Source organism: Sphaerisporangium sp. NPDC049457, from assembly GCF_055586705.1.
Window position 1 is genome coordinate 220,282 of sequence record NZ_JBVJHR010000017.1, and the last position, 9,732, is coordinate 230,013.

9 protein-coding genes are annotated in these 9,732 nt (G+C 69.4%); 5 read left to right on the top strand and 4 right to left on the bottom strand.

Going from position 1 to position 9,732, the window contains the following annotated elements; all coding sequences use genetic code 11:
* Window positions 1-244: 244 nt before the first annotated feature.
* Window positions 245-1,732 carry a sensor histidine kinase gene (locus ACZ6QO_RS26455; RefSeq protein ID WP_465854297.1) on the top strand — a complete coding sequence of 496 codons (1,488 nt, stop codon included), beginning with the start codon at window positions 245-247 and terminating at the stop codon, window positions 1,730-1,732.
* Between the two features lie 96 nt (window positions 1,733-1,828).
* On the opposite strand, the gene ACZ6QO_RS26460 is transcribed toward ACZ6QO_RS26455, so the two are convergent.
* Window positions 1,829-2,014 carry a hypothetical protein gene (locus ACZ6QO_RS26460; protein WP_465854298.1) on the bottom strand — a complete coding sequence of 62 codons (186 nt, stop codon included), beginning with the start codon at window positions 2,012-2,014 and terminating at the stop codon, window positions 1,829-1,831.
* Between the two features lie 232 nt (window positions 2,015-2,246).
* A complete protein-coding gene (locus ACZ6QO_RS26465; RefSeq protein WP_465854299.1) occupies window positions 2,247-2,618 on the bottom strand; it encodes a DUF5997 family protein in 372 nt (123 codons plus the stop codon).
* A gap of 54 nt (window positions 2,619-2,672) precedes the next feature.
* Here ACZ6QO_RS26465 and ACZ6QO_RS26470 point away from each other — a divergent pair, with 54 nt between their 5' ends.
* On the top strand, window positions 2,673-3,401 hold the full coding sequence (locus ACZ6QO_RS26470; RefSeq protein ID WP_465854300.1) for a LysR family substrate-binding domain-containing protein: 729 nt from the start codon (window positions 2,673-2,675) through the stop codon (window positions 3,399-3,401).
* A gap of 129 nt (window positions 3,402-3,530) precedes the next feature.
* On the opposite strand, the gene ACZ6QO_RS26475 is transcribed toward ACZ6QO_RS26470, so the two are convergent.
* The gene (locus ACZ6QO_RS26475) at window positions 3,531-4,448 is read right to left on the bottom strand and encodes a GNAT family N-acetyltransferase (protein WP_465854301.1); all 918 of its coding nucleotides are present in this window, start codon (window positions 4,446-4,448) and stop codon (window positions 3,531-3,533) included.
* A gap of 255 nt (window positions 4,449-4,703) precedes the next feature.
* Between ACZ6QO_RS26475 and ACZ6QO_RS26480 the strand changes: the two genes are divergently transcribed.
* The 3 genes from ACZ6QO_RS26480 to ACZ6QO_RS26490 all read left to right on the top strand — a co-directional run bounded on the left by ACZ6QO_RS26480 (window position 4,704) and on the right by ACZ6QO_RS26490 (window position 7,467).
* The gene (locus ACZ6QO_RS26480; protein WP_465854302.1) at window positions 4,704-5,315 is read left to right on the top strand and encodes a dihydrofolate reductase family protein; all 612 of its coding nucleotides are present in this window, start codon (window positions 4,704-4,706) and stop codon (window positions 5,313-5,315) included.
* A gap of 244 nt (window positions 5,316-5,559) precedes the next feature.
* On the top strand, window positions 5,560-6,882 hold the full coding sequence (locus ACZ6QO_RS26485) for a lipase family protein (protein ID WP_465854303.1): 1,323 nt from the start codon (window positions 5,560-5,562) through the stop codon (window positions 6,880-6,882).
* Between the two features lie 243 nt (window positions 6,883-7,125).
* A complete protein-coding gene (locus ACZ6QO_RS26490; protein WP_465854304.1) occupies window positions 7,126-7,467 on the top strand; it encodes a hypothetical protein in 342 nt (113 codons plus the stop codon).
* Between the two features lie 123 nt (window positions 7,468-7,590).
* Here the strand turns inward: ACZ6QO_RS26490 and ACZ6QO_RS26495 are convergent.
* The coding region (locus ACZ6QO_RS26495; RefSeq protein WP_465854305.1) for a methionine synthase at window positions 7,591-9,732 on the bottom strand (2,142 nt) is incomplete at its 5' end.

The following is a 9,732-nucleotide window of genomic DNA, read 5'->3' on the forward strand; positions in this document are numbered from 1 at the left end:
CCGCGATAGCCTTTTGTCTGATTTGCACCATTTTGGGGCTTCTGCTATGTTAAAAGTCACCCTAGCGGAAGTTCCGCGGGTCAACGGGCGCACGTGCCGCCCGTCCCGGGCCGCCCGAACGTACGGCGGATCGCCGCACCCATGCGGCGCCTTCCCCGGAGTCTCCATCCCGATCAGGCGCAACCCCCCCGCCACCCTTAGTGCGCACCTGCCGGTGGTCACCGCGAGGAGGAGTCGCGTCCCCATGAGAATGTCCTTCCCCCTGCACCGCAGACGCCCCGGCGGCACGCCGCTCTGGCGTCCCCGTTCCATCCGCGGGCAGGTCACGGCCCTCGTCGCCCTGCTGTCGATGCTCCTGCTCGTGCCCGCCGGGGTGCTGGCCGGCATGGTCGCCCGCCAGGAGCTCACCAACGCCGGATGGCTGGACGCGCGCCGCGCCGCGGGCCTCATGGCCGCCGCCGACCGGGCGGGCCGGCTGAAGGACCCCGTGGTGACCAGTAGCGTGCCGGGCGTCAACGTGGTGCAGGTCGTCGCGCCGGACGGCCGGGTCCTCGCGTCCTCGCCGGAGGTGCGCGGCCTCCCGTCGCTGTCCACGGTGCGGCCGTCCGCCGACGACCCGCAGCGGGACGTGCAGACCTGCGTGAACACCCGCCTGGGGTGCGTGCGCCTGTCGGCCGTGCGCGTCAGCCCCGAGCCGGACTCCAACATCGTCTACGCGGGCGGACCGGTGCGCATGGTCATCTCGACGGGCGTGTTCGACGCGCTGTTCGCCGTGCAGGTCGGGGCGCTGATCTCCCTCGCGATCTGGGCCGCGTGGAAGATCACCGGACGGACGCTGCGCCCGGTGGAGGCCATCCGGGCGGAGCTCGCGGCCACCAACGTCAACGACCTGAGCAGCCGTGTCCCCGAGCCCGCCGGCGACGACGAGATCGCCCGCCTGGCCCGCACGGTCAACAGCACGCTGGAACGCCTGGAGAAGGCCAAGGCCAGGACGGAACTGGCCCTCGCCGCCCAGCGCCAGTTCGCCTCCGACGCCTCGCACGAGCTGCGCACCCCCGTCGCCGGGCTGCGCGCGCAGCTGGAGGAGGCCAAGATGCATCCTCAGGACACCGACCTGGACACCCTGATCGACCGCACGCTGAGCGACGTCGACCGGCTGCAGGCCATCATGTCCGATCTGCTGCTCCTTGCGAAGCTCGGCGGCGGCGCGCCGCGGGCGATGGGCGAGATCGACCTGTCCGAGACGGTCCGCATGGAGGTCTCCCGCCGCGCCGACCGGCACCCCGTGCGGCTGCGGCTCGCCCGCGGGACCGTCGTCGACGGCGTCGACACCCAGATCACCCGCATCCTGACCAACCTGCTGGACAACGCCCAGCGGCACGCGAAGGACGCGGTGATGGTGGAGGTGCGCCACGACGGCCGCCACGCCGAACTGGTGGTCTCCGACGACGGCGACGGCATCGCCGAGGCCGACCGGGAACGCATCTTCGAGCGCTTCACCCGCCTGGACGCCTCCCGCTGCCGCGACCGGGGCGGCACGGGCCTCGGCCTCGCGATCGTCCGCGACATCGTCCGCGCGCACGACGGCACCATCGAGGTGGACACCGCAGACGCCGGAGGCGCCCGCTTCACCGTCCGCCTCCCCCTGCACCGGCCCCCGGCGCCCGGCCCCACGCCGACCGGCCCCGCCCCCGGCGCCTCGATGTCCCTGGCCGCCTTCTCCATCTCCTGATCTTCTGACAGCGATGATGTAGGTGGATCGGCCGCCGATCGCACCCATGAGAAAGCGCCGATGCTCCGCGCGCGGCTCGCCGGAGGCGAGAGCGCATCAGGAGACGAGCTCGCCGTCCAGGTAGGCGCGGAACTCTCTGACCTGGACGGTGGCGGCGTAGGGCTCAAGCCGCTCGGAGAACCTCTGGATGCGTTCGACCAGCGCCCGCGCCAGCTCCGGACGTCCGCCGCCACGTCTTGACCCGCCCATGACCACCTCCCGGCACAATGGGTCACCGATCACTCACCCATTGTCAAGAGCCGTGCCGCCGCCACCCGGTCCGCCGCGTGAAACGACCGGGAAACGACCACTCGGCACGGTGATCCACAAGTGGTGGCCGTCCTCCAGGTCTGCGATCAGTCCCGGACGGGGCGGCCGCCACCCGAGGCCGGCGGGAGACGCACGGCCGAGGAGCGGACCCGTGGCCGGCGAGCGCGTGATGGCCCTACCCCGGCCGACGTTCGCGGCCGGCGGACTAGCGTTGCTTGAGGCGGAGGGCTTCTTTGCGGACCTCGGCCTGGATGGACCGCTCGTGCTCCAGCCACGCCGGGTTCTCCGCTTTCAGCGCGTCGATCTCGGCTGTGGTGAGCGGTCCGGTGATCCCGTTTCTCAGCAGGCCGGAGATGGAGACGCGAAGTTTGGCGGCGATGACCTGCTTGGGGTGCGGGCCGTTGCGGCGCAGGTCGGCGAGCCAGGCGGGAGGCGTCGACTGCATCTCGTTCAGCTCGTCCCTGGAGACGACACCCGCCTGGAACTCGGCGGGAGTCGCCGAGAGGAGCACGCCCAGCTTCTTGGCCGCGGTCGCGGGCTTCATCGTCTGGACGCTCTTCGGCTTGGGCGGGGTCATGGTGCCAAGCGTAGCCAGTCGGAACGGTTCCCCTGACATCGCTACGCTGGGGAAGTGACCGAGGAAGAGATCGGCGAGGTGTTCCGGCTGGCGTACGTGCCGGGGGTGACACCCGCGAAATGGGTGAACGTCTGGACCGAGAGGATGCCCGACGTGCCGATCGTCCTGGTCGCGGTCCCCGCGGCCGAGGCGGTGGAGCTCCTGCGGAACGGCGGCGCCGACGCCGCTTTCGTCCGGCTGCCGATCGACCGTGACGGGCTCAGCGTGATTCCTCTCTACGTGGAGAACACGGTGGTCGTGGTGCCCAAGGACCACGACGTGGCCGCCGCGGAGGAGGTGTCCACCGCCGACCTCGCCGGCCACGAGGTGCTCCATCCGCTGGACGACACCATCGAGTGGGCGGCCCGGCCCGGGCTGCCCGCGTTCACCCGGCCGGCCACGACGGCGGGCGCGGTCGAACTGGTGGCGGCCGGCGCCGGGATTCTCCTGGTTCCGCAGTCGCTGGCACGCCTCCACCAGCGCAGGGATCTCACCTACCGGCCGGTGCCGGACGCGCCGCGGTCCCAGGTCGCGCTGACCTGGCCCGCGGACGCCACCACCGAACTGGTGGAGGATTTCATCGGCATCGTGCGCGGGCGGACGGCGAACAGCTCGCGGGGACGCACCCCCGCCTCCCCCGCGAAGAAACCGGCGGAGCGGCAGGCGCCGAAACCCGCGCCCAATCGCTCCACTCGCCGGGGCGCGCCGACCGGCCGTAAACGGAAAGGCAACCGTCCGCGGTGACCGCCGACCCCGGACGCACGGTCAAGCCGTATCCGCGATCCGCGCCGACCGTGGGGTAGTCGCTTCGAGAACCCCCGTCGGAGGGACGGAAGGGAAGCACCCCCGGCGAAGGTGAGCGGGGCACCGCGCTCAGCCCAGGTCGGGGTGCGGGAGGTAGCGGTCCAGGCGGAGCAGGCCGGGGTCGCTCGTCATCAGCGTGTCCATGTCATCGATCTCCCAGCCGGCCTCCACCAGCCGGGGCAGCATCGGATGCGCCCCCGGCACCGCCACCTGCACCTCGTCGACGCCCGGGTGCGCGGCGACCGCCGCGAACAGCGCGTCGGCGCAGTCCTGCGGCGTCTCCCCGCCCACCGGCCCCATCTCCAGGTCGTCGGTCTCGGTGACCCGGGCGAACGCGTACCCGCCGCTCGTGACGTGCAACGTGACCCCGGGCACGCCCGCGTACCAGGACAGCGTTCCGGCCCGGTCGCCGCCCGCGAGCCGGGCGTCCAGCGCCCCGGCCTCTCGCACATCGGCTTCCTGGACTTCGGCCTCCCGGACGCCGGCATCTCCGCCGCCTGGCCGTCGTCCGCCGGGGTCCCGTCCACCGGCCTCGGGCCCGCGGGGTCGCGCGGCCGCCCCGGACGCCTCGGCGGACCCCGGCTTGGCGGATCCCGGCGAGAAGGTCAGGTAGAGCAGCGGGCACACCGGGCGCATCCCCTGCCTGACGTACAGGCCGAGGGCCCTTGGGTCGTCGGAGGCGAACGTGACGCCCGGCGTTCCGGGCGTCAGCAGCCGGCCCAGGATCGTGCGCCCGACTCCCGACGACTGGTGCTCCGGCAGGACGAACAGGTCGCCCAGATGGGACACCTTCCCTCTGTGGAGAACCCCGCCGAAACCGACGATCCGCCCGTCGGCCTCTCCTACGAGCAGCGTCCCGAACGCCCGCTCGGCGTCGAGGAAGTCCGGCATGCCCTTCCAGTCGTCCAACAGCTCGAAGTGCTCGGCCACCTTCCGCACTCCCGGCATGTCCGCGTCCACGGCGGCGCGCACGGTCGATTCCCCCATGAGCGATCCTCACCTGCGATTTCGCGACGTTCCACTCGATCTGGAACCTTTTCCTCCCTTGTCCTTCCCGTCGCACCGCCGGAACCACTCCGACAATCGTTCTGGTCTTGACAAGATTTATCTTCGGTGACAGCGTGGCGAACGCAGGGCGAGGTGACGGTCGGAAAAGATGAGGCCAGTGCCTCCGGCACCGCTTCTCAGAGCACGCGATGGATCGGCCCCGGGCCGGGGTGATCCGCCCGAAAGGACAGGCAAATGAGAAACCTGATCGTGAGCACCTTCATCACCCTCGACGGCGTCATGCAGGCCCCCGGCGGCCCCGGAGAGGACGACAGCGACGGCTTCGCGCACGGCGGCTGGACCGTGAACTACTGGGACGAGCAGATGGCCCGGTTCATGGGCGAGACGATGACCACGCCGTTCGACCTCGTCCTCGGGCGCAAGACCTACGACATCTTCGCCGCGTACTGGCCGCACGCCCCGGAGGAGGCCGGCGCCAAGCCCTTGAACGACGCCACCAAGTACGTCGCGTCGCGGGGGCGCCCCTCGCTGGAGTGGAGCAACTCGGTGCTGATCGGGGGAGACGTGGCCGAAGGCGTCGCGGCGCTCAAGAAGGAGGACGGCCCCGAGCTGCAGGTGCACGGCAGCGGCGACCTGATGCGGACGCTGCTGCGCCACGACCTCGTCGACCGGTACCGCCTGCTGATCTTCCCCGTCGTCCTCGGCTCGGGCAAACGGCTGTTCTCCGAAGGCGCCGTCCCCTCCGGGCTGAGGCTCCTCGACAGCAAGGTCTCCTCCACCGGCGTGATGATGAACACCTACGAGCGGGCCGGCGAGGTCGTCACCGGGTCCTTCCCGGTGAGCTGAGCACCGCCGTCGGCGGGCCTCCGCACGGAGGCCCGCCTTTTGTCGTACACGCCTTTTCCGCCCCCTCGGGCGAGTCGCTGGAAATGAGTTTGCGCGGGCATGGGATTTGGCCTGTGATGTCCAGGAAATTGTGAAGGACAGTGCGGTTCTCCGGGCGCGCGAAAACGCGTGTGACGATGATGTCCGCCCGCATGGGGACCGCGGAACAGTCCAATGCACCGTCGCCGACGGGAAGGTGTGTGGCGTGGCAAGCGTGGATACCACCAGGAACAGTCGCCAGTCGGAGAAATCAGTTACGGCCACCGTGGGCCAGGCGAACGCCGGGAAAGTGGTCGGCGGCGCGAGGAGGCCGGAGTCGCCCGCGGACGGGTACCCCACGACGGGGTGGGAGCACAGGATGCGGGACGTCACGCAGGCCGGGGGTCCCCGGACGCAGGACGTCAAGGCGCCCAGCTACGAGGAACTCCGCCCCTACGGCCACCGCGAGACCGCGGGATTCCCGGTCTACAAGAACCTGGAAAGGCGGCTGCTGGAGTCCACCGGCCATCCGGACCCCGAAATCGCGCACGTTCTCGCGACCTGCTCCGCGTACGCCTATTCCGATGCCAGGACGCTGTCCATGATCCTGGCCAGAATGGGCCTCGAGGACAATCACTGCCAGATGATCCAGACATCGGTCGACGCCATGCTCATCTGCTCGACCGCGTTCCTCATCCAGAGCAGGAGCGGCCGGGTGGCGATTCTCTGCTACCGGGGAACGGAGCCGCTCAATTTCATCAACTGGCTGAGCGACATCGACGTCGAACCCGAGCGCATCGGCTACCAGTTCGGCGACCCGCGCGCCACCGTGCACGCGGGGAACTACCGCAACGTCCGGGCCACGCGGTACGAGGTCATGAACATGCTGCGGCGCGCCTGCGACCGCCAGGGGACCGACCTCGCCCACGGCGACGGCGGGCCGCACACCCGCGACTCCTACGGCTCCTCGCCGCTCGAAGGGAACCTCGAGGCGCTCTACATCACCGGGCACAGCCAGGGCGGGGCGATGGCCGCGCTCATGGGCGTCATGATGCGCCACGAGCGCAAGTACAGGGAAGCGATCGGCGACCGGCTCAAGGCCGTCTACACCTACGGCCAGCCCATGATCGGCGACCCGGCGTTCGCGGAGGCCTGCGAGCGTGACGAGTTCCTGCGCGACCACGTCATCCGCTACGTGAACGACAGCGACATCGTTCCGCACCTGCCGTCCACCGCGTCGGGGCCCTTCCGGCACTTCGGCCGCGAGTACCATTACCGCGTCCCCCACCTGCGCAACAGCCTCATCGACACGCTCACCCGGCCGAGGTGCGCCCCGCAGGCGAGAAGGGGCCACTGGGAGACCAGGAAGCGCCCGACGCCGCAGATGCCGGGGCTGCTGGGCCTGCCGATGTCGGCGCTGTCCTTCATCGCCCGCAAGTTCGAGGCGACCCGCTCGCTGCCCGCGATCTACTCGGTGGACGACCACCTGCCGCAGCACTACGTCACCGCGCTGACCCCGCCGGGCGTCCAGAGCGAGTACGGGGACTGACCCCCGCCGAGCCGCGTCCGGCCGCATGACCGGAGGACGGCGTCACCCGATCGCCGATCCGCCTTCGAGCGGGTCGGCGATCCGCGTGCGTAAGACGCCCGGTGTCCGGTGTCCGGAAGGCGATCGGCGGTCGGTGGTAGGCGAGCGATGCTCGCGCCACGCCGGGCTTCGCACAGTTCGCTGTCGTTTCGTCACTCTCAGTTACCATGGTCATGGTGTCGAATCACTGTCGAGGAGAATGCCATGCGACGAGTCATGACCGCCCTGACCGCCCTGCTCGCCACCGCACCCGTGACGCTCACGGCTCCCCCGCCGGCCGCCGCGGCGACCGGGACGCTGGTCATCGAAGGTGACCGGGTGCCGCGAACGCGGCTGGTCAACCCCGCGCCCGGCTGTTACGCGCTTCCCTGGTTCCCGCTGTTCACCCGGGCCTCGGTGGTGAACTCGACGAACGCCGACGTGATCCTCTACTCGGGCGAGGAGTGCAAACCGGGGCTGCTGCGCGGCGCGACGAGCGTGCGGGCGGGCACCACCCGCGAGCGCACGCTGACCGGAACGCACAGCATCCTGGTGCAGAGCTCCTGACCCTCGTCGCGGCCCCGCGCACGTGCCCGCGCCGATGGCACCGCACGGGGCCGCGCGCGAAGGCGGCGGCCAGGGACGAGGACGACGAGGACACCCCGCATCGACGCCTTGCCGAACGCTGCTTCAGACGTTGAAGTATTTGGCTTCGGGATGGTGAACGATCAGAGCGGAGGTGGACTGCTCGGGATGCAACTGGAACTCCTCCGACAACTCCACCCCGATCCGCGAGGGATCCAGCAACTCGAACAGCTGCCGCTGGTCCTCCAGGTTCGGACACGCCGGATACCCGAACGAGTACCGGCAACCGGCGATGTTGACCTTCAACATGTCCGCCAGCGACTCATCCCCCCCGATCCCCAACTCCGAACGCACCCGCGCATGCCAGTACTCCGCCAGCGCCTCGGTCAACTGCACCGACAACCCATGCAACTCCAGATAATCCCGGTAGGCGTTCTTGGCGAACAACTCCCCCGTCGCCGCAGCGATCCGCGACCCCATCGTCGCCACCTGGAACGCCACCACATCCACCTCCCCCGACCCCTTGGGGCGGAAGAAGTCCGACAAGCACAAATGCCGGTCACGCCGCTGCCGCGGGAACGAAAACCGCGTCCGCTCATTGCCGGTCCGCTCGTCCAGGATGATCAGATCATCGCCGTCGGACACACACGGGAAATACCCGTACACCACCGCGGCCTGCAACAGATTCTCGGTCTGCAACCGCTCCAGCCACATCCGCAACCGCGGCCGCCCCTCGGCCTCCACCAACTCCTCATACGACGGCCCGTCCCCGCCACGAGCGGCTTTCAGCCCCCACTGCCCCATGAACGTGGCCCGCTCGTCCAAAAACGCCGCGTAATCGGCCAGCGCGATCCCCTTGACCACCCGCTCACCCACAAACGGCGCCACCGGCACCGGGTTGTCGGCCGCCACATCCGACCGCGCCGGCAACACCTCCACCGCAGTACGCTCCAACCTCGCACCCGTCTTGACCCGCCGGGCGCGCAACGGCGGCAACTGCGCACCCTTCACCCCACGCTTGACGTCCATGAACGCGTCCATCAACCGCAACCCCTCGAACGCGTCCCGCGCGTACCGCACCTGCCCATCGAAGATCTCCGCCAGATCCTGCTCCACATACGCCCGCGTCAACGCCGCCCCGCCCAGCAGCACCGGGAACCGGGAGGCGATCTGCCGGGAGTTCATCTCCTGCAGGTTCTCCTTCATGACCACCGTGGACTTCACCAGCAACCCCGACATGCCGATCACATCGGCATCCTTCTCCTCGGCCGCCTCCAGAATCGCCGAGACGGGCTGCTTGATACCGAGATTGATCACCTCATAGCCGTTGTTGGACAAAATGATGTCCACCAGGTTCTTACCGATGTCATGCACATCACCCTTGACCGTGGCCAGCACGATCCGCCCCTTGTGCTCGCCCTCCATCCGGTCCATGTGCGGCTCCAGGAAGGCCACCGCGGCCTTCATCACCTCAGCCGACTGCAACACGAACGGCAACTGCATCTCGCCGGAGCCGAACAACTCACCGACGGTCTTCATCCCATCCAGCAGAACATCATTGATGATCTCCAGAGCGGGGCGCTGCGCCAGCGCCAGGTCCAGATCACCCTCCAGCCCCTTACGCTCCCCATCGATGATCCGCCGCTTCAACCGCTCCCACAACGGCAACCCCGCCAGCTCCGCCGCCCGGCCCTGCCGCAACGACGCCGCATCCACCCCCGCGAACAACTCCATGAACCGCGCCAGCGGGTCATAACCCTCCCGCCGCCGGTCATACACCATGTCCAACGCCACCTGGCGCTGCTCATCCGGGATCCGCGCCATCGGCACGATCTTCGAAGCATGCACGATCGCCGAATCCAGCCCCGCGTTCACACACTCATGCAAGAACACCGAGTTCAGCACGATCCGCGCGGCCGGGTTCAACCCGAAGGAGATGTTGGACAACCCCAGAGTGGTCTGCACCCCCGGATAGCGGCGCTTGAGCTCGCGGATGGCCTCGATCGTCTCCACCCCGTCCCGCCGGGTCTCCTCCTGCCCCGTCGCGATCGGGAACGTCAGACAATCCACGATGATGTCCTCGACCCGCATCCCCCAATTGGTGGTCAGGTCCTCGATCAGCCGGGACGCCACCGCCACCTTCCACTCCGCCGTCCGCGCCTGCCCCTGCTCGTCGATGGTGAGCGCGACCACCGCGGCGCCGTGCTCACGCACCAACTCCATGATCTTCACAAACCGCGACTCCGG

What these genes read in the sequence shown, in the direction of transcription:
- ACZ6QO_RS26490 (WP_465854304.1), top strand. Translation starts at nt 7,126, where the DNA reads ATGCGACGAGTCATGACCGCCCTGACCGCCCTGCTCGCCACCGCACCC.
- ACZ6QO_RS26455 (WP_465854297.1), top strand. Translation starts at nt 245, where the DNA reads ATGAGAATGTCCTTCCCCCTGCACCGCAGACGCCCCGGCGGCACGCCG.
- ACZ6QO_RS26465 (WP_465854299.1), bottom strand. Translation starts at nt 2,618, where the DNA reads ATGACCCCGCCCAAGCCGAAGAGCGTCCAGACGATGAAGCCCGCGACC.
- ACZ6QO_RS26475 (WP_465854301.1), bottom strand. Translation starts at nt 4,448, where the DNA reads ATGGGGGAATCGACCGTGCGCGCCGCCGTGGACGCGGACATGCCGGGA.
- ACZ6QO_RS26480 (WP_465854302.1), top strand. Translation starts at nt 4,704, where the DNA reads ATGAGAAACCTGATCGTGAGCACCTTCATCACCCTCGACGGCGTCATG.